Annotated in this window: 20 protein-coding genes; 16 read left to right on the top strand and 4 right to left on the bottom strand. The window is 71.2% G+C overall.

The annotated features are described in order from the left end of the window. Nucleotides 1-114: 114 nt before the first annotated feature. From ACWPOB_RS21275 to ACWPOB_RS21325, 11 genes are all read left to right on the top strand, one after another. Nucleotides 115-507, top strand: a complete 393-nt coding sequence (locus tag ACWPOB_RS21275) for an MmcQ/YjbR family DNA-binding protein (RefSeq protein ID WP_006946363.1) — start codon at nucleotides 115-117, stop codon at nucleotides 505-507. Beyond that, on the top strand, nucleotides 504-1,721 hold the full coding sequence (locus ACWPOB_RS21280; RefSeq protein ID WP_455402013.1) for a sensor histidine kinase: 1,218 nt from the start codon (nucleotides 504-506) through the stop codon (nucleotides 1,719-1,721). Before ACWPOB_RS21275 ends, ACWPOB_RS21280 begins: the two co-directional genes overlap by 4 nt. A gap of 88 nt (nucleotides 1,722-1,809) precedes the next feature. Next, nucleotides 1,810-2,598, top strand: coding sequence for a LytR/AlgR family response regulator transcription factor (locus ACWPOB_RS21285; protein ID WP_100058697.1), 789 nt, complete (start codon nucleotides 1,810-1,812; stop codon nucleotides 2,596-2,598). A gap of 110 nt (nucleotides 2,599-2,708) precedes the next feature. Next, complete coding sequence (locus ACWPOB_RS21290) at nucleotides 2,709-3,014, top strand: hypothetical protein (protein WP_455402046.1); 306 nt, start codon at nucleotides 2,709-2,711, stop codon at nucleotides 3,012-3,014. Between the two features lie 7 nt (nucleotides 3,015-3,021). Beyond that, the gene (locus tag ACWPOB_RS21295; RefSeq protein WP_455402014.1) at nucleotides 3,022-4,833 is read left to right on the top strand and encodes a sodium/solute symporter; all 1,812 of its coding nucleotides are present in this window, start codon (nucleotides 3,022-3,024) and stop codon (nucleotides 4,831-4,833) included. A gap of 160 nt (nucleotides 4,834-4,993) precedes the next feature. Then, nucleotides 4,994-5,356: a DUF485 domain-containing protein gene (locus ACWPOB_RS21300; protein WP_455402015.1), complete on the top strand. Its 363-nt coding sequence runs from the start codon at nucleotides 4,994-4,996 to the stop codon at nucleotides 5,354-5,356. Then, nucleotides 5,353-6,987 carry a solute symporter family protein gene (locus ACWPOB_RS21305; RefSeq protein ID WP_455402016.1) on the top strand — a complete coding sequence of 545 codons (1,635 nt, stop codon included), beginning with the start codon at nucleotides 5,353-5,355 and terminating at the stop codon, nucleotides 6,985-6,987. Before ACWPOB_RS21300 ends, ACWPOB_RS21305 begins: the two co-directional genes overlap by 4 nt. A gap of 82 nt (nucleotides 6,988-7,069) precedes the next feature. Then, nucleotides 7,070-7,501 carry a type II toxin-antitoxin system Rv0910 family toxin gene (locus ACWPOB_RS21310; protein WP_100057350.1) on the top strand — a complete coding sequence of 144 codons (432 nt, stop codon included), beginning with the start codon at nucleotides 7,070-7,072 and terminating at the stop codon, nucleotides 7,499-7,501. Between the two features lie 191 nt (nucleotides 7,502-7,692). Next, nucleotides 7,693-9,954 carry an ATP-dependent DNA ligase gene (locus ACWPOB_RS21315; protein ID WP_455402017.1) on the top strand — a complete coding sequence of 754 codons (2,262 nt, stop codon included), beginning with the start codon at nucleotides 7,693-7,695 and terminating at the stop codon, nucleotides 9,952-9,954. A gap of 134 nt (nucleotides 9,955-10,088) precedes the next feature. Next, on the top strand, nucleotides 10,089-10,856 hold the full coding sequence (gene mddA, locus ACWPOB_RS21320; RefSeq protein ID WP_100057348.1) for a methanethiol S-methyltransferase: 768 nt from the start codon (nucleotides 10,089-10,091) through the stop codon (nucleotides 10,854-10,856). A 68-nt stretch (nucleotides 10,857-10,924) separates the two neighbouring features. Continuing rightward, a complete protein-coding gene (locus tag ACWPOB_RS21325; RefSeq protein WP_455402018.1) occupies nucleotides 10,925-11,254 on the top strand; it encodes a YnfA family protein in 330 nt (109 codons plus the stop codon). A gap of 12 nt (nucleotides 11,255-11,266) precedes the next feature. On the opposite strand, the gene ACWPOB_RS21330 is transcribed toward ACWPOB_RS21325, so the two are convergent. From ACWPOB_RS21330 to ACWPOB_RS21340, 3 genes are all read right to left on the bottom strand, one after another. Then, nucleotides 11,267-11,725, bottom strand: a complete 459-nt coding sequence (locus ACWPOB_RS21330; RefSeq protein WP_165037230.1) for a hypothetical protein — start codon at nucleotides 11,723-11,725, stop codon at nucleotides 11,267-11,269. A 149-nt stretch (nucleotides 11,726-11,874) separates the two neighbouring features. After that, on the bottom strand, nucleotides 11,875-12,621 hold the full coding sequence (locus ACWPOB_RS21335) for an amidohydrolase family protein (RefSeq protein ID WP_455402019.1): 747 nt from the start codon (nucleotides 12,619-12,621) through the stop codon (nucleotides 11,875-11,877). 17 nt (nucleotides 12,622-12,638) lie between these two features. Then, complete coding sequence (locus ACWPOB_RS21340; RefSeq protein ID WP_455402020.1) at nucleotides 12,639-13,934, bottom strand: lactate 2-monooxygenase; 1,296 nt, start codon at nucleotides 13,932-13,934, stop codon at nucleotides 12,639-12,641. Between the two features lie 198 nt (nucleotides 13,935-14,132). Here ACWPOB_RS21340 and ACWPOB_RS21345 point away from each other — a divergent pair, with 198 nt between their 5' ends. From ACWPOB_RS21345 to ACWPOB_RS21360, 4 genes are all read left to right on the top strand, one after another. Continuing rightward, nucleotides 14,133-14,447, top strand: coding sequence for a rhodanese-like domain-containing protein (locus ACWPOB_RS21345; protein ID WP_006930266.1), 315 nt, complete (start codon nucleotides 14,133-14,135; stop codon nucleotides 14,445-14,447). Continuing rightward, nucleotides 14,444-14,803, top strand: a complete 360-nt coding sequence (locus ACWPOB_RS21350) for a rhodanese-like domain-containing protein (RefSeq protein ID WP_100058035.1) — start codon at nucleotides 14,444-14,446, stop codon at nucleotides 14,801-14,803. Before ACWPOB_RS21345 ends, ACWPOB_RS21350 begins: the two co-directional genes overlap by 4 nt. Nucleotides 14,804-14,918: 115 nt before the next feature. Beyond that, a complete protein-coding gene (locus ACWPOB_RS21355) occupies nucleotides 14,919-15,203 on the top strand; it encodes a metal-sensitive transcriptional regulator (RefSeq protein ID WP_037201469.1) in 285 nt (94 codons plus the stop codon). A 25-nt stretch (nucleotides 15,204-15,228) separates the two neighbouring features. Then, the gene (locus ACWPOB_RS21360) at nucleotides 15,229-15,627 is read left to right on the top strand and encodes a DUF302 domain-containing protein (RefSeq protein ID WP_455402021.1); all 399 of its coding nucleotides are present in this window, start codon (nucleotides 15,229-15,231) and stop codon (nucleotides 15,625-15,627) included. A 124-nt stretch (nucleotides 15,628-15,751) separates the two neighbouring features. Here the strand turns inward: ACWPOB_RS21360 and rpe are convergent, their stop codons facing one another. Next, nucleotides 15,752-16,483, bottom strand: a complete 732-nt coding sequence (gene rpe / locus ACWPOB_RS21365; protein WP_455402022.1) for a ribulose-phosphate 3-epimerase — start codon at nucleotides 16,481-16,483, stop codon at nucleotides 15,752-15,754. Nucleotides 16,484-16,581: 98 nt separating this feature from the next. Between rpe and ACWPOB_RS21370 the strand changes: the two genes are divergently transcribed. Next, on the top strand, nucleotides 16,582-17,325 hold the full coding sequence (locus ACWPOB_RS21370; RefSeq protein ID WP_455402023.1) for a Clp protease N-terminal domain-containing protein: 744 nt from the start codon (nucleotides 16,582-16,584) through the stop codon (nucleotides 17,323-17,325). Nucleotides 17,326-17,379: the final 54 nt, after the last annotated feature.

Consider the following 17,379-nt stretch of genomic DNA (forward strand, 5'->3'; position numbering starts at 1 on the left):
CATCCGCGTTTTCCCGCCGGGGCGGGAAAGGACGATTTTAGGATTCCTTATGGCCGTCGACCCGGCCACCGTGTACCCCGCAACAGCGTCGCCGCGGTGGCCTAGCGTGAACCCATGATGAGTCCGCTCGACCGCCTGCGTGCGCTGTGCACCGCGCTTCCGGACGTCACCGAACGCGTCAGCCACGGCGAGCCGGCCTGGTTCGTCCGCCGCTCCCCGCAGTTCGCCACCTTCGCCGACCACCACCACGACGACCGTGTCGCGTTCTGGGCGGCCGCACCCGCTGGTGCACAACAGGATTGGATCGAGCGGGACCCGGATCGCTTCTTCCGGCCGCCGTACGTCGGCACCCGTGGCTGGATCGGGGTCCGCCTCGACGGCCCCGGCGCGACCGGCGACGCCTTCTGGGACGACGTCGCGGACATCGTCGAAGACGCGTACCGCACCGTCGCGCCGAAGACCCTCGTCGCGCGGCTCGACGCCGAGCCGGGACCGGACCCGCGGTGAGCGGAACCCTCGCCGCGCTCCTGGCCGTCGCGTTGCTCGTCGTCGCCGGCGTCACCGTGCTGTGGCTGCGCACCCGGCGCGGCCTGACCACACCGGCCGAACGCGCCGTGCACGCCACCCTGCACACCGCGTCGCTGGCCGCGCGGCCGCTGCGCCGGGGCCTCGACGCGACGTCCGCGCAGGAGGCCGCCCCGCACCTGCGCTCGCTCACCGGCACGTCGTCCGTCGCGCTCGTCGACGCGGACGGCACCCGCCTGGCGTGGAGCGGCCCCTTCGAAGGGCTGTCCGCCCAGTTGCTCGCCGCCGCGAAGCGCGCGATCGCCGACGACCGGCGCGTCCTCGTCGGGCACGGCGACCTCCAGCGCGGTCCGGACGAGCAGGCCGCGCGCGCCGTGATCGTGCAGCCGCTCGTCATCGACAACGTCGGGGTCGTCGGCGCGCTCGGCGTCGTGACCACCACCGAACCCGGCCCAGCCCTGCTCGGCGTGCTCACCGAGGTCGCCCGCTACGCCTGCAGCCAGATCGAACTCGCCGAACTCGACGCCTCCCGCGCCCGCCTCGACCGCGCCGAGGTGCTGGCGCTGCGCGCTCAGATCAGCCCGCACTTCATCTACAACGCCCTGGGCACTGTCGCGTCCTTCGTGCGCACCGACCCCGAACGCGCCCGCGAACTGCTCCTCGAATTCGCCGACTTCACCCGGTACTCGTTCCGCGCGGCCGGGGAGTACACGCTGCTCGCCGACGAACTGCGCAACATCGACCGGTATCTCACGCTCGAGCGGGCCCGCTTCGGCAACGCCCTCGAGGTGCGGCTGCAGGTCGCGCCGGAGGTGCTCAACGTGGTGCTGCCGTTCCTCGCCCTGCAGCCCCTTGTCGAGAACGCCGTGCGGCACGGCATCGCCGGCAAGAGCACCCGCACCGGCACCATCAGCATCGTCGCCGCGGACGAGGGCACGGACTGCGTCATCAGCGTCGAGGACGACGGCGTTGGCATGGACCCCGAACTCCTGCGCTCCGGCGACCTCGACGCCGTCGCCGAGGGACAGGGGCGCACCAGCGCCAAGGAGGCGGCGCACGTGGGACTGGCCAACGTCGACGACCGCCTGCGCGCAGCGTTCGGCAACGACTACGGCCTCGTCGTCGAGACGGCGCCGGGGGCCGGAACGAAGGTCAGCATGCGGGTGCCGAAGTTCCGGCCCGGGATCCGGGCATGACGCGACCCTTCCACCACCCGACCCCGCTCCGCGCGAGTGGACCGGTCCGCTCCGCTCGGACGGTCCGGCATGGCACGATGGACCGGCTGTGAACGACACCACCGACACCCTCACCGTGCTGGCCGTCGACGACGAACCGCCGGCCCTCGACGAGCTCGCGTACCTGCTGCGGCGACGCGAGGAGATCGGCCACGTCCACACCGCGGGCGAGGCGACCACCGCCCTGCGGCTGCTGCGCGACGGCGGGATCGACGCGGTGTTCCTCGACATCAACATGCCCGGCCTCGACGGCCTCGAGCTCGCCGGCATCCTGCGCAACTTCGCGAACCCGCCCGCCGTCGTGTTCGTGACCGCGCACGACGACCGTGCGGTCGCGGCGTTCGACCTCGGCGCGGTCGACTACCTGCTCAAACCCCTGCGCGAGGAGCGTCTCGCCGAGGCGGTGCGCCGTATCGCCGAGCGCCGCCGCACCCGCGAAACCGAATCCGCCGCCGCGGGCGCGGCCGCGTCGGACGAGGTGATCCCCGTCGAACTCGGCGGCGTGACCACGCTGGTGCCGCGGTCGTCGGTGCAGTGGGTCGAGGCCGACGGCGACTACGCACGCCTGCACACCGGTACCGGCTCCCACCTGGTGCGCATCCCCATCTCCACCCTCGAGAGCCGCTGGGCCGACGCCGGGTTCCTGCGGGTGCACCGCTCCTACCTCGTGTCGCTGCCCCTGGTGACCGGCATTCGCAGCGTCGGCTCCGGCCTCGTCGTGTGCCTGCGGGCCGAGGAGGGCAAGCCGCCCGTCGAACTGCCGGTGAGCCGTCGCCACACCCGCGAGCTCAAGGACCGCCTGATCCGCGGACCGATGCAGACCTGGACGACCAGATGAGTCCGTCCGGCAACCCGCCGCCGCGCAGTTCGGGCGGCCCGCCGCCGCGCAGTTCGGGCGGCCCGCCGCCGCGTGAACGGGTGGTGCTCGCCCAGCGCCGCGGCGCCCGCATGGTGCGCACCCGCGTGGAGGTCCAGGAACAGACCGAGGTCGGGGAGGCCATGGTGCGCGGCCTGGTCCGAGCCCAGCTCGGCCTCGCCGCGCGGCTCGCGCTCGTCGCGGTGTGCCTGCTGTGTGCCCTGCCGCTGCTGTTCCACTTCGTGCCGCGCCTGACGGACGTGACGGTGCTCGGCATCCGGTTGCCGTGGCTGCTGCTCGGATTCGTCGGATACCCGTTGCTGCTCGGCATCGGTGGGCTCTACGTCCGCCTGGCCGAACGCAACGAGCAGGACTTCACCGACCTGGTCGACGACTGAGCGGCTCATGGATACCGGTTCGATCCCCGTCGTCACCGTCATCGGGCTCGTCGCCGCAGCCGCCGCCACCGTCGCGATCGGCATCTACGGAGTCCGGCTGGCCCGCACCACCTCCGACTTCCTCATCGCCTCCCGCAGCGTCGGCCCCCGCTGGAACGCCGCCGCCATATCCGGTGAATACCTCTCCGCCGCCTCGTTTCTCGGAGTGGCCGGGCTCATCGCCAAGTACGGCGCCGACGCCCTGTGGTATCCGGTGGGCTTCACGGCGGGCTACCTGGGCCTGCTGCTGTTCGTCGCCGCGCCGCTGCGCCGGTCCGGTGCCTACACGGTGCCGGACTTCGCGGAGTTCCGGCTCGGCGCGCGATGGCTGCGCACCCTGGCGATGGTGATCGTCGCCGTCGTCTGCGTGCTCTACCTCGTCCCCCAGTTCCAGGGCGCGGGACTGACCCTGAACATCCTGCTCGGCGTCCCCGACTGGGTCGGCGTCGTCGCGGTCGGCCTGATCGTCGTCGGCAACGTCGTCGGTGGCGGCATGCGCTCGATCACCTTCGTCCAGGCGTTCCAGTACTGGCTCAAGCTCACCGCCGTCGCGGTGCCAGCCCTCGTGCTCGCCGTCCACTTCCTCGACGACGACCGCGCCGTCGGGCAGCCGGCACCGCCGACGGTCACCGAGCGCACCACCGTCGACGTCACCACCGACGTCGTGGTCCAGGTCGGCGAGCCCCTCGCGGTCGCCGCCACCGGACGGGTCGACGGACGGTCCGTGGACGGCACCGTGCTGCTCGCGCCCGGCGAGCACGAGGTGGCCGCCGGCACGGCGCTGGTGCTCGAGCCCGGCGCAGCCGTGCCGGTGGTGGCCGGGGCACCCGCCACCAACGACGACTGGGCCGCGCCCGGCGGCGGGATCGGCGGCGCGCACCCGATGTTCCAGGTGTATTCGCTGATCCTCGCCACCTTCCTCGGCACCATGGGGCTGCCGCACGTGCTGGTGCGCTTCTACACCAACCCCGACGGGCGCGCGGCCCGCATGACGTCGCTCGCGGTGATCGCCCTGCTCGGGGTGTTCTATCTGTTCCCGACGCTGCTCGGGGTGTTCGCGCGCCTGTACGTGCCGCAACTGCTCATCACCGGCCGCTCCGACGCGGCCGTGCTGCTGCTGCCGGGGTCGGTGCTGTCCGGCTGGGGCGGCCAGCTGCTCGCCGCGCTCGTCGCCGCCGGCGCGATCGCGGCGTTCCTGTCCACGTCCTCGGGGTTGCTGGTCAGCGTCGCCGGCGTGCTGTCCACCGACGTGCTGCGGGGGCGGGTGCGGGACTTCCGGATCGCGGCCGTTCTCGCCGGCCTGGTGCCGCTCGGCCTGTCGCTGGCGGTGACGTCGCTGGACCTGTCGCGGGCGGTGGGTCTGGTGTTCGCGGTGGCCGCCTCCACGCTGTGTCCGCTGCTGATGCTCGGCATCTGGTGGCGCGGGCTCACCGCGGCCGGCGCGGCCGCCGGCATGGTGGTCGGCGCGGTGGTGGCCGGCGGCGCGGCCCTGGTGGTCGTGCTGGTGCGCATCGACCCCGGGACGGGCGGAGGGTGGCTCGCCGCCGTCATCGGCTATCCGGCCGCCGTGAGCGTGCCGCTCGCGTTCGTCACCATGGTCGTCGTCAGCCTCGCCACCCGCGCCCGCGTCCCGGCGGACATCGGTCGCGTCTTCTCCCGCATGCACGTGCCCGAGCGGCTCGGGATGGGCCGGGACCGGGAACTCGGGGCGTTCGAGGACACCGGCGACCCCGCGGACGCTCGTGGACCCGGAAAGTCGCCCCGGCCGCGAGGGCACTGAGCCGCCACTCGTCGCGCCCGGGGAACCGTTCGCCGCACCGGTCGGCAGCTCGGCGTGTGACCGGTGCCACCATCTTCTCGTGTGACTGCCGTCTCATTACGGTCTACTGGTAGTACGCCTCACAGGGGCCTTCCCTGAAGCCACGACCAAGGAGTCGGCAGTGACCACAGCTCACCTCGGCAAGGGCGGGGCGCTCGAGCGCCGCACGCCCGATGCGCAGGACTTCGTCGACATGCAGGCAAGTCCGGAGTTCCAGGACTTGCGCCGCCGGCTCCGGCGGTTCGTCTTCCCGATGACGGGGCTCTTCCTCACCTGGTACTTCGTGTATGTCCTGCTGGCCACCTACGCCGCCGACTTCATGGCGACCAAGGTGCTCGGCAACATCAACCTCGGCCTGATCCTCGGACTCGCCCAGTTCGTATCGACCTTCGTCATCACCGCGCTCTACGTGCGGTTCGCCAACCGTGACCTGGATCCGCGGTCCGCCGCGATCCGCGAAGAGCTGGAAGGACCGGTCCAGTGACAGTTCTGGCCCAGGGTGCCACCGACGTCGGCAACCCCCTGTTCAACATCGCGATCTTCGTCGCATTCGTCGTCGTGACGATGAGCCTGGTCATCCGGGCCAGCCGCTCCACCAAGAAGGCCTCCGACTTCTACACCGGCGGCGGGCAGTTCTCCGGCCCGCAGAACGGCTTCGCGATCGCCGGCGACTACCTGTCGGCCGCGTCGTTCCTCGGCATCGCCGGCGCCATCGCCGTCTACGGCTACGACGGATTCCTGTACTCCATCGGCTTCCTCGTCGCCTGGCTCGTCGCCCTGCTGCTCGTCGCCGAACTGCTGCGCAACACCGGCCGGTTCACCATGGCCGACGTGCTGAGCTTCCGGCTCAAGCAGCGTCCCGTGCGCATGGCCGCCGCGCTGTCCACCCTCGCGGTGTCGCTGTTCTATCTGCTCGCCCAGATGGCCGGTGCGGGTGGCCTCGTCGCGCTGCTGCTCAACATCGACGGCAAGCTCGGCCAGAGCATCGTCGTCGCCGTGGTGGGCGTCCTGATGATCGTGTACGTGCTCATCGGCGGCATGAAGGGCACCACCTACGTGCAGATGGTCAAGGCCGTGCTGCTCGTCGCCGGTGCCGGCATCATGTTCGTGCTCGTCCTGCTCGCGGTCCGCGGCAACTTCTCGCAGCTGCTGGCCGACGCGCAGGCCATGGTGAACAGCTCCACCAACGAGGCCGTCGCCGGCCGCGACGTGCTCGCCCCCGGCGCCAAGTACGGCATCAGCGACATGACCCGGCTCGACTTCGTCTCGCTCGGCATCGCCCTGGTGCTCGGCACCGCCGGCCTGCCGCACGTGCTGATGCGCTTCTACACCGTGCCCACCGCCAAGGAGGCCCGTCGCTCGGTGACCTGGGCCATCGCCCTGATCGGCGGGTTCTACCTCTTCACCCTGGTGCTCGGCTACGGTGCCGCCAAGATGGTCGGACCGGACGTCATCCTCGGCGCCCCCGGCAAGGAGAACTCGGCCGCGCCGCTGCTCGCCTTCGAACTCGGCGGCACCATCTTCCTCGGCGTCATCTCCGCCGTCGCGTTCGCCACGATCCTCGCGGTCGTCGCCGGCCTCGCGATCACCGCGTCCGCGTCCTTCGCCCACGACATCTACGCCAGCGTGATCAAGCGCGGCAACGCCTCCGAGGAGGATCAGGTGCGGGTCTCCCGCATCACCGTCGTGGTGATCGGCGTGGTCTCGATCGTGCTGGGCATCCTCGCGATGGGTCAGAACATCGCGTTCCTGGTGGCCCTGGCCTTCGCGGTCGCCGCGTCTGCCAACCTGCCGACGCTGCTGTACTCGCTGTTCTGGAAGAAGTTCAACACCACCGGCGCCCTGTTCAGCATCTACGGCGGCCTGGTCAGCTGCCTGCTGCTCATCGCCTTCTCCCCGGCGGTGTCCGGCAAGCCGTCCTCGATGTTCCCGAACGCGGACTTCGCCCTCTTCCCGCTCGCCAACCCCGGCATCGTGTCGATCCCGCTGGCCTTCGTCCTCGGCGTCGTCGGCACCTACATCGGCCGGCGCAAGCTGGAGGACCCGGTCAAGCAGGCCGAGATGGAGGTCCGCTCCCTCACCGGTGTCGGTGTCGAAAAGGCTGTCGCCCACTAGGCAACACCCACGAGGCGCGGACGCAGGGTCGATCACCCTGCGTCCCCCCTCCCCCCCCGCTTCGGCGTCTACGCTGCGGGGCATGGCCAAACTCGAGGTATCGACCGACCTTCCGCTCGAACCGCACCTGACCTGGGTGCGGGCGTCGGACCTGCACGGATTCGACGAGTGGCTGACCATCCACGACGGGTGGCGCAGCGACCTGCCGAGCGAACTCGTCGTCGGCACCACCGCCGAGTCCGTCGTCTCGGTCAAGGGCATGCGCAACCGGGTCGCGTGGACCGTCCGGGAGATCGACTCGCCGCACCACCTCGTGCTCCACGGTTCCGGCAAGGGCGGCACCCGTTTCAAGCTGCGGATGACCGTCCGGGCCGCCGGGATCGGCTCCGTGCTCAGCCTGAACATCGACCTCGGCGGGGCGCCGCTGTTCGGGCCGATCGGCTCCGGCGTCGCGCGGGCCCTGCACGGCGACATCGAGGCCTCGCTGCGCCGGTTCGCCGAACTCTACAGCTGAGCGGCAGCGCCGAAGGCGCTCATGAGCGCAGCGCCGAAGGCGCTCATGAGCGCAGCGCCGAAGGTGCTCATGGGTCGCAGCGCCGAAGGCGCTCATGAGCGCAGCGCCGAGGGTGCCCTCCGCGCGGGCGACACGCCGGGGACCGGCGCGAGAAGTGCGCGCCCGCGGGCCGCGCTCGGCAGAATGAGGCGATGACGACCCGCACGTTCGAAGGCCGTCGTCTGAACCTGACGAACCTCGACAAGGTGCTCTACCCGGACACGGGCACGACGAAGGCCGACGTGGTCGACTACTACGTCGCCGTCGCCCCGGTGCTGCTGCCGCACGTCGCGGGCCGGCCCGGCACCCGCAAGCGCTGGCCCGAGGGCGTCGGCGGCGAGTCGTTCTTCGAGAAGAACCTCGCCTCCCACGCGCCGAAGTGGCTCACCCGCAAGACCGTTCACCACAAGCAGCGGTCGGTGACGTATCCGGTCTTCGACTCCGTGGCGTCGCTGGCCTGGCTCGGGCAGCAGGCGGCGCTCGAGCTGCACGTGCCGCAGTGGCGGTTCTCGGGGTCCGTCCCGGGTCCCGCGACGCGGATCGTGTTCGACCTCGACCCGGGGGAGGGGGTCACGCTGGCGCAGTGCGCCGAGGTCGCCTGCCTGGTGCGCGACATGGTCGGCGGGCTGGGCTGGCCGGCCTACCCGGTCACCAGCGGCAGCAAGGGGATACACCTGTATGTGCCGCTCGACCGCGAGCTTGCACCGGGCGGGGCGTCGACCGTGGCGAAGCAGGTGGCGATCAACCTCGAGACGCTGCATCCCGACCTGGTCACCGCCACCATGGCCAAGGCCGTGCGCGGCGGCCGGGTGTTCCTCGACTGGAGCCAGAACAACCAGGCCAAGACGACCATCGCACCGTATTCCCTGCGCGGCCGGGAGCAGCCGTGGGTCGCCGCGCCCCGCACCTGGGACGAACTCGACGACCCGGAGCTGCGCCAGTTGCGGTTCGACGAGGTGCTCGCGCGGCTCGAGGCCGGACCCGATCCGCTCGCCGCGCTGGACCCGCCGCTGCCCGAGTTCGACGCCCTGACCGAGTACCGGCACAAGCGCGAACCGTCCCGCACCCCCGAACCCGTCCCCGCCGCCGTGGGATCCGGACCGGGTAACTCCTTCGTCATCCAGGAGCACCACGCCCGCCGCCTGCACTACGACCTGAGGCTCGAGCGCGACGGGGTGCTCGCGTCGTGGGCGGTGCCGAAGAATCTGCCGGACGATCCCGGCCGCAACAACCTCGCGGTGCGCACCGAGGACCATCCGCTCGAGTACCTCACCTTCCACGGCGTGATCCCCAAGGGGGAGTATGGCGCCGGCGGCATGACGATCTGGGACACCGGCACCTACGACACCGAGAAATGGCGCGACGACGAGGTGATCGTGCGCCTGCACGGCGCGCGGGTGCAGGGTCGGTACGCGCTGATCCGCACGGCCGGCAGCCAGTGGCTCGCGCACCGCATGAAGGACCAGAGCGCACCGCCGGGCCTGTCGACCGGCTTCCCCCGCGACCTCGAGCCCATGCTCGCGACACCGGGTGAGGTGACCGGTCTCGACGCCGGCGAATGGGCGTTCGAGGGCAAGTGGGACGGCTACCGCGCCGTCGCCGAGATCGAGAACGGGCAGCTGCGGCTGCATTCGCGTTCCGGCCGCGACATCACCGGCGACTACCCCGCCCTCGCCGACCTCACCCGCATCCTCGACGGACACGAGGTGGTCCTCGACGGGGAGGTGGTCGCGTGCGACGCCCTCGGCGTCACGAGCTTCCGGCGGCTGCGGACCGGGGGCACCCCGCAGTACTTCGTGTTCGACGTCCTCTTCCTCGACGGGGTGACCCTGTTCCGGAAGCCGTATTCCGACCGGCGGCGCGTGCTCGACGCGCTCGCCGCCGCAGCCGACGGGCTGGTCGTTCCGGAACTGTTGCACGGCAACGGATCCGAAGCGCTGGAGGAGAGCACCCGGCGGGGCTGGGAGGGTGTGGTGGCCAAGCGGCGGAACTCGGTGTACGTGCCGGGCCGGCGCAGCCCCGACTGGGTGAAGTCGAAGAACTGGCTCACCCAGGAGGTCGTCATCGGTGGCTGGCGCCTCGGCAAGGGGGCCCGCGCCGGCACGTTCGGCTCGCTGTTGGTCGGCGTGCAGGGCGAGGCCGGGCTGGAGTACGTCGGCCGCGTCGGCACCGGCTTCGACGAACCCCAGCTCGCCGAACTGTCGGCCGCCATGGCGGGTCTGCGGCGCCGCACCACCCCCTTCGCCGGCGACGTCCCGCGCGAGGACGCGCGGGACGCGGTGTGGGTGAGCCCGAAGCTGGTGGGGGAGGTGCGGTTCCGGGAGTGGACCGACGCCGGCAAGCTCTGGCATCCGAGCTGGCGCGGGTTGCGCGACGACATCGACCCGCAGGACGTGGCCCGCGGCAGCGGATGACCGCCCGCCCCGGGTGCCGAAAACCTCACCCCGGGGTGCCTGTCGTCCTCCGGCGCGTCGGCGCACTGTGGTCACACGGCACATCCGCCGACTGTGGCACGGGCCGGCGCGCCCGGAGGAGGGAAGGTTCGACGATGTTGCAGACGACCGACAGGGGCCGCCTCGGCCGCACCCTGATGACCGCGTACGGCGCGGCCGCCTACGCCGTGTTCTTCGCGGTGTTCCTGTACTCGATCGGGTGGGTCGAAGGTCTCGTGGTGCCCCGCACCATCGACGAGGGGCCGCAGACGCCCATCGTCGTCGCCGTGATGGTGAACCTGGCCCTGTTGTCCGTGTTCGCCATTCAGCATTCGGTCATGGCCCGGCCCTGGTTCAAGCAACGATGGACCCGCATCGTCCCGCAGCCGATCGAACGCTCCACGTTCGTGCTGTTCGCCACCGCCGCCCTGGCGCTGGTGATGTGGCAGTGGCGTCCACTGCCGCAGGAGATCTGGGACGTGGACGCGACACCGGTGCGCGTGGTCCTCTACGCGGTGTCCTTCGCCGGATGGGGCCTCGTGCTCGCATCGACGTTCGCGATCGACCACTTCGACCTGTTCGGCCTGCGGCAGGTGCTGCGGAACTTTGCCGGAAAACCCCCGGCCGAAGTCGTATTCCGCACCCCGATGCTGTACCGGGTGGTGCGTCACCCGCTGTATCTCGGCTTCCTGATCGCGTTCTGGGTGGCGCCGACGATGAGCGTGGGCCACCTGCTGTTCGCCGCGGTCACCACCGGATACATCCTCGTCGCGCTGCGGTTCGAGGAACACGATCTGACCGACACGTTCGGCGACCGGTACCGCGACTACAGTGCCCGCGTGCCCCGACTGGTGCCCCGCCCGCGCGCGGCGAGCCAAACCTGACCATGTTCCGGCCGGCTCCGGTGTGGGCACCCCGCACCGGAGCCGTGCAGCGCCGTAGGGTACTTCGCGTGAGCATCGCGAAGTCCCTCGTCCTGTTCGTCGTCGCGGCCCTGTTCGAGATCGGCGGTGCCTGGCTCGTGTGGCAGGGAATCCGGGAACAGCGCGGCTGGATCTGGGTGGGCGCCGGTGTGATTGCGCTCGGCGGGTACGGCATGGTGGCAACGCTGCAGCCGGATGCGAATTTCGGTCGCATCCTCGCCGCCTACGGCGGAGTGTTCGTCGCCGGATCGCTCGTGTGGGCGATGATCATCGACGGCTTCCGCCCCGACCGGTGGGATGTGACCGGTGCACTGGTGTGCCTGCTCGGCGTGGCGCTGATCATGTACAGCCCGCGCTGAACTCCGGCACCGTCAGCCGACGGTCACCGTCCCCGCGGCCGGTGTCGAATTGCAGATCGGGCCGCTGCTCAGGTTCACCGAACCGAACACGGTGGTGAGCACGGTGCCCGGGCCGGTGTTCACCACCTTCGCCAGGTTCGGGTACGTCCCCTCGAGGTCGACGATCCCCGCCTGGCCGGTGCTCTGATTGAGCCATGCGACCGACACCTGCCCCGCGGCGGGCATGGGGCCCATTCCCGGTGCGGTGGAGAACAGTACGTGACCGGGTGGGATCCCGGGGTTCGCCTCCGGGCCGGCCTGGGCGGTGACCGCCGTGATCGAGGCCAGGCTGCCCTGGTTGAGGCACCCGAAGGTCAGTGCCGTGCCGAGGGATTGGGGCGGTGCGGCGCCGGCGCTGCCGGCGAACAGGACGGCGGCCGCGATCGGTGCGGCGGTGGCGAGGATTGCTCGGGTGGTTCGGGCGGCGCTCATGCTGATGCTCCTGTGATCGGAATGTCACGTCCGGGTGCCGACCGCCGCGCCCCGCCGGCGGCGCGCCCCGCGCACCGAATGACGCCCCCGAGTCTAGAGTGCAGACCGCCGGGTATGCGCCGTTTCGACGATCTTGCTCGAAGGGGATGTCAACGCACGCGGTAGAACTGCGCGGCATTGTCGTGCAGCGCCCGCGCGGCGAGGTCCGGGCCCAGTGCGTCGGTGACCACTGCGACGTCCGTGTCGGTGAACGGGCGCGGTGCCCGGGTGGACGGCAGGTCGGTGCCGAACATCAGGGCGTGCGGGTTCCGGTCGGCGACGGCGCGCAGAACGGGGGCGACGTCGAAGTCGGCGCGGCCGAACCCGGTCGCCTTGACCCGTACCCCGCGGTCGACCAGGTCCAACAGGTGCGGCAGTCCGGCCGCGGACAGGCCCAGGTGGTCGATGCTCACCGCGGGCAGGGCGGCGACGGTCCCGGTGAGCGCGGGCAGTTCGCGGGCGTCGACGTACAACTCGGTGTGCCAGCCGGCGACGTCGTGGACCCGCCGCGCGAGCGCGTCGAGGTGGGCGGCGGATTCCGAACCGCCGCGGCGCAGGTTGAACCGGATTCCGCGCACGCCGGCCTCGTCGAGCCGGGCGATCTCGGTGTCGGTCACGGTCACCGGCAGTTGGGTGACGCCCACGAAGCCGGGGCCGAGCAGGGCCAGCGCGTCCAGCAGGTAGCCCTGATCGAAGCCGTGGAAAGAGCCGGACACGACGGCCCCACCGGTGACGCCGAGCCCGCGGACCCGCTCGAGATAGTCGGCGACCGTGAAGGCCGGCGGCACGTAGCCCTCGTTCGGGGTCACGGGGAAGCGGGGGTCGACGATATGGAAGTGGGCGTCGAAGATCGGCATCACCCGTCGCCCCTCGGTCACGTGCGCGCGAGCGCGTCCGCGGTGATCTCCTTCACCGACGTCAGCCCGCTGAGCCCGAGCGTCAGATCGAACTCGGCGATGATGTTCGCGACGGCGTCGCGGGCCCCCTCGCGGCCGCCCACCGCCAGCCCGTACAGGTGCGGGCGGCCGACGGTGACCGCGTCGGCGCCGAGGGCGAGCGCCTTGAACACGTCCGATCCGGTGCGGATTCCGCTGTCGAGCAGCACCGGCACCCGGCCGTCGACGGCGGGGGCGATGCCGACCAGGGCGTCGAGCGAGGCGATCGCGCCGTCCACCTGGCGGCCACCGTGGTTGGAGACGATGATGCCGTCGGCCCCGGCGTCGAGGGCGCGCCGGGCGTCGTCCGGATGGAGGATGCCCTTGAGCAGCACGGGAAGATCGGTGCGTTCGCGCAGCGACTCGATCTCCGTCCACGTCAGGGAGGGCCGGGAGTAGATGTCGAGGAAGGTCTCGACGGCGGCCCGGGGCTCGGGGGAGCGGAGGTTGTCGAGGAGGCGGCCGGGGTAGCGCCGGCTCATCGAGAGCAGTGTCCTGATCGCGCCGAGGGTCACCTCCACCTCGGGTCGTGCGCCGGCGGCGGCCGCGATGCGCTCGCGGACGATGCGCACGAAGGTCGGGTCCGAGGTGTACTGGGCGATGCCCTCGCCGCGGGCGAACGGCAAGGATCCGAGATTGAGGTCCTGGGGCCGCCAGCCCAGCAGGGTGGTGTCCAGGGTGACGACCACGGCGTCCGCGCCGATCTTCTTCGCGCGGGCGAGCAGGCTGTCGACGAGGTCGTCGTCGCTGCTCCAGTACAACTGGAACCAGCGCGGGGAGTCTCCCATCGCCGCGGCGCTCTCCTCCATCGGGGCGCAGCCCTGGTTGGAGAAGATGTAGGGCACGCCGAGTTCGGCCGCCGCGCCGGCGATCGCGACGTCGGCGTCGGGGTGCGCGAGCTCGGCGGCGCCGACCGGCGCCAGCAGGACCGGGGCGGGCAGGGTGCGGCCGAACAGCTCGACGCTCAGGTCCCGGCGGGACACGTCGCGCAGCACGCGGGGGACGATCTTCCAGCGGCCGAAGGCCTCGCGGTTGGTGCGCATCGTCGCGCCCTCGCCGGCGCCCCCGGCGATGTAGGCCCAGCCGCGCCGGCTCGTCTTCCGTCGCGCCAGGCGTTCCAGGCCGGCGAAGTCGGTCGGCACCGCGGGGGTGCGCCCGAGCACTCCTGCCCGGTAGATGACGTTCTGGCGGGCACGGCCCGCGCCGGGCTGCGGCGCCACGGGTCCGTCGCTCATCGGCGATTCCTCACTGGTGCGTCGGGCGGGATCGTCTCGGACGCTACACGGAAGCGCCCACGCGCCGGGCCGAAGCGCCGGTCGTCCGGCGGAGACGGTGGACAGATCGGCGTATACCCCCTAGGGTATGTAGTACCCCGCGGGGTATGACCTCGAACGACGGCACGATGCCCACCGGTGTGGGCCGAGGAGTGGACAATGAGGGAAATCGACATCGCTGCATTCGCCGACGAGTGGAAGTCCGGCGCGACCGTCGTGGACGTGCGCGAGGACTACGAATACGAGCAGGCGCACGTACCCGGCGCCCAGTGGATCCCGCTCGGCGAACTCGCTTCCCGCCTCGCCGAGATCCCGGGGACCGACCTCGTCTACGTCATCTGCGCCTCCGGCAATCGCAGCCTGCGCGGCGCGGACATCGTGTCCGCGTCGGGGCGGTCCGCGGTCTCGGTCGCCGGCGGCACCAAGGGCTGGCTGCGCGCCGGTCACCCGGCCGAACAGGGCGGCACCCGATGAGTCTGCTCGAGAAGATCAAGGCGCGCTTCGGCAAGCCCTACGAGACCGTCGACGTCGGCCGGGCGCGCGAGTTGCTGGACGGCGGGGCGGTCCTCGTCGACGTGCGCTCCGCCGCCGAGTACCGGTCCGGGCACGCGGCCGTCGCGCAGCACTGCGAACTCTCTCAGGTTCCGACGAGGGCGGCGCGGATCGTGCGGAACCGGCCGGTGGTGTTCGTGTGTCACTCGGGCATGCGCTCCGCGAGCGCCGCGCGGATGTTCGCCCCGGCGGCGCAGGCGCCCGTCGCCTCGTTGCGCGGCGGCATGATCGCCTGGGAGCGGGCCGGCGAGCGGGTGGTCAAGGGCGGTCGCCGCTGAAGGAATCGCCGGGTCGACCCGCCCGCCGTCCGGAAATCGGCGTCGGGCCGGAATGTGGGCACGGGAATACCCCACCGGGTATGATGGGTTCATCTTCAGTATGAAGGGGCCGACCATGACAGTTAACACCGTGAATGCCGCAGAATCCACCACCCAGGTGCTCAACCGGCTGCGCCGCGCACAGGGCCAGCTCGCCGGCGTGATCTCCATGATCGAGAACGGGCGCGAATGCCGCGAGGTGGTCACCCAGCTCGCCGCGGTCTCGCGCGCCCTGGACCGGGCCGGATTCAAGATCGTCGCCACCCGGTTGCGGCAGTGCGTCCTCGACGAGCAGGACGACACCTGCGTCGACAAGCTGACCGAGGAGGAACTCGAGAAGCTCTTCCTCGCGCTCGCCTGACAACAGCGAACCACGAAGGAGCAGCATGACACTCGCTCTCGCCACCACGCTGCGCGCTCCGCTCGGCGACGCCGTCGAGCGCACCCGCGAGGCGCTGAAGGAGCAGGGCTTCGGGGTGCTCACCGAGATCGACATGCAGGCCACCCTGAAGACCAAGATCGACGTCGACATGGAGCCGTACGTCATCCTCGGGGCGTGCAACCCGCCGCTCGCACACCAGGCCGTCTCGGTCAATCGGCAGATCGGGCTGCTGCTGCCGTGCAACGTCGTCGTCCGGCGCGATCCGGAGGACGCCGGCCTGGTGCACGTCGAGGCCATGAACCCGCAACTGATGGTGCAGGTGGCCGAGGATCCCGGGCTGCAGCCCGTCGCCGACGAGGCCGCCCGGCGGCTGCAGGCAGCGATCGACGCGCTGGGGAGCTGAGCCGTCACTCGAGAACGGGCGCCGAGATGTCTCTCGGCGCCCATTCTCGTGTTCGTCCCTGTCTCCCCGTTCGTCCCTGACTCCCGTTCGTCCCTGTCTCCCGTTCGTCCCTGACTCCCGCTTGTCACGGTCTCCCGTACGCCGCCCGGGCCTTCTCGCGCAGCAGGCGCACGGCACGGGCCGGGTCGTCCGTGCCGTAGACGGCCGTCCCGGCCACGAAGCAGTCGGCACCGGCCGCCGCGGCAGCCCCGATGGTGTCGAGGTTCACCCCGCCGTCGACCTCGATGAGCACGTCGAGTTCCCCCGCGTCGACCAGGCGTCGCGCCGCGCGCACCTTGTCGAGCATCTCGGGGATGAACCGTTGGCCGTTGAATCCCGGAGGCACGCTCATCACCAGGAGCGTGTCGAAGTGCGCGAGCGTGCCGACGTGCGGCTCGAGCGGGATGTGCGGCGCGAGCGCGAGACCGGCGCGGGCGCCGGCGTCCCGCAGGCGGCCGGCGAGAGCGACCGGGTCGCGGACCGCCTCGATGTGCACGGAGACGTTGTGCGCGCCGGCCTCCGCGTAGTCGACCGCCCACCGGTCGGGATCCTCGATCATCAGGTGGCAGTCGAGCGGTAGCGGGGTGTGCCGGGCGAGGGACCGCACGACCGGCACCCCGAAGGTGATGTTGGGGACGAAGTGTCCGTCCATCACGTCGACGTGCAGCCAGTCCGCGCCCCGGTCGGATCCACCGGCCACGGCCCGTGCCTCGTCGGCCAGGCGCGCCAGGTCGCCCGAGGCCAGGCTGGGCGCGATCATCGGCTCGCGCCGCGGGCGGCGATCGGCCCGGTGACCAGCGCGGACGTCGGGGTCCATGCGACGACAGTACCCGCCTTGCGGTGCCGATGAGGTGCACCGGATCGATCGTCAACCGGGCATTGACGACCACGAGTCCGTCAACCTATGGTTGACGAATGACGAATCCGGTACCCATGAGCAATCCCGTCCGGCTCGACGACCTCATCGATGCCATCAAGAAGGTGCATACCGACGCCCTGGAACAACTGACCGACGCGGTCCTCGCCGCCGAGCATCTCGGAGAGGTCGCCGACCATCTGATCGGCCACTTCGTCGACCAGGCCCGCCGCTCCGGCGCGTCCTGGACCGACATCGGACGCAGCATGGGCGTCTCCAAGCAGGCGGCCCAGAAGCGCTTCGTACCCAAGGGTTCCGCCGATCTCGATCCCGAACAAGGATTCAGCCGATTCACCGAACGCGCCCGTAACGTCGTCATGGCATCACAGAACGAGGCCCGGGCGGCCGGCAACGCCGAGATCACCCCCGCGCATCTCGTCCTCGGTCTGCTGAGCGAGCCCGACGCCCTCGCGGTCCGCGCGCTCGTCGCGCAGGACATCTCGCCGGACGCGGTCCGTCGCGCCGTGGTGGAGAAGCTTCCGCCGGCGGCCGGGGACGTGCCCGACCTGATCCCCTACGACGCGCGTGCGCGCAAGGCTCTGGAGCTGACGTTCCGGCAGGCACTTCGACTCGGGCACAACTACATCGGCACCGAGCACATCCTCCTCGCCCTCCTCGAACACGAGGACGGAAACGGCGTCCTCACCGGTCTCGGCGTGGACAAGACGGCCGCCGAAGCGCACGTCGCCGCGGCCGTGGCGGCGGAGCAGGCCGCACACGCGGAGCGTGGACACGCGGAATGAGCAGGTAGCGATCCGTTGTCCAGCCGACACGTGCGGTGAACCCTCGTCGCTGGG

The organism is Rhodococcus sp. 2H158, assembly GCF_053764755.1.

Coding starts and splice junctions, on each gene's coding strand:
- ACWPOB_RS21275 (WP_006946363.1), top strand. CDS start 115: ATGATGAGTCCGCTCGACCGCCTGCGTGCGCTGTGCACCGCGCTTCCG.
- ACWPOB_RS21290 (WP_455402046.1), top strand. CDS start 2,709: ATGGTGCGCACCCGCGTGGAGGTCCAGGAACAGACCGAGGTCGGGGAG.
- ACWPOB_RS21295 (WP_455402014.1), top strand. CDS start 3,022: ATGGATACCGGTTCGATCCCCGTCGTCACCGTCATCGGGCTCGTCGCC.
- ACWPOB_RS21310 (WP_100057350.1), top strand. CDS start 7,070: ATGGCCAAACTCGAGGTATCGACCGACCTTCCGCTCGAACCGCACCTG.
- ACWPOB_RS21315 (WP_455402017.1), top strand. CDS start 7,693: ATGACGACCCGCACGTTCGAAGGCCGTCGTCTGAACCTGACGAACCTC.
- mddA (WP_100057348.1), top strand. CDS start 10,089: ATGTTGCAGACGACCGACAGGGGCCGCCTCGGCCGCACCCTGATGACC.
- ACWPOB_RS21330 (WP_165037230.1), bottom strand. CDS start 11,725: ATGAGCGCCGCCCGAACCACCCGAGCAATCCTCGCCACCGCCGCACCG.
- ACWPOB_RS21335 (WP_455402019.1), bottom strand. CDS start 12,621: ATGCCGATCTTCGACGCCCACTTCCATATCGTCGACCCCCGCTTCCCC.
- ACWPOB_RS21340 (WP_455402020.1), bottom strand. CDS start 13,934: ATGAGCGACGGACCCGTGGCGCCGCAGCCCGGCGCGGGCCGTGCCCGC.
- ACWPOB_RS21345 (WP_006930266.1), top strand. CDS start 14,133: ATGAGGGAAATCGACATCGCTGCATTCGCCGACGAGTGGAAGTCCGGC.
- ACWPOB_RS21350 (WP_100058035.1), top strand. CDS start 14,444: ATGAGTCTGCTCGAGAAGATCAAGGCGCGCTTCGGCAAGCCCTACGAG.
- ACWPOB_RS21355 (WP_037201469.1), top strand. CDS start 14,919: ATGACAGTTAACACCGTGAATGCCGCAGAATCCACCACCCAGGTGCTC.
- ACWPOB_RS21360 (WP_455402021.1), top strand. CDS start 15,229: ATGACACTCGCTCTCGCCACCACGCTGCGCGCTCCGCTCGGCGACGCC.
- rpe (WP_455402022.1), bottom strand. CDS start 16,483: ATGGACCCCGACGTCCGCGCTGGTCACCGGGCCGATCGCCGCCCGCGG.
- ACWPOB_RS21370 (WP_455402023.1), top strand. CDS start 16,582: ATGACGAATCCGGTACCCATGAGCAATCCCGTCCGGCTCGACGACCTC.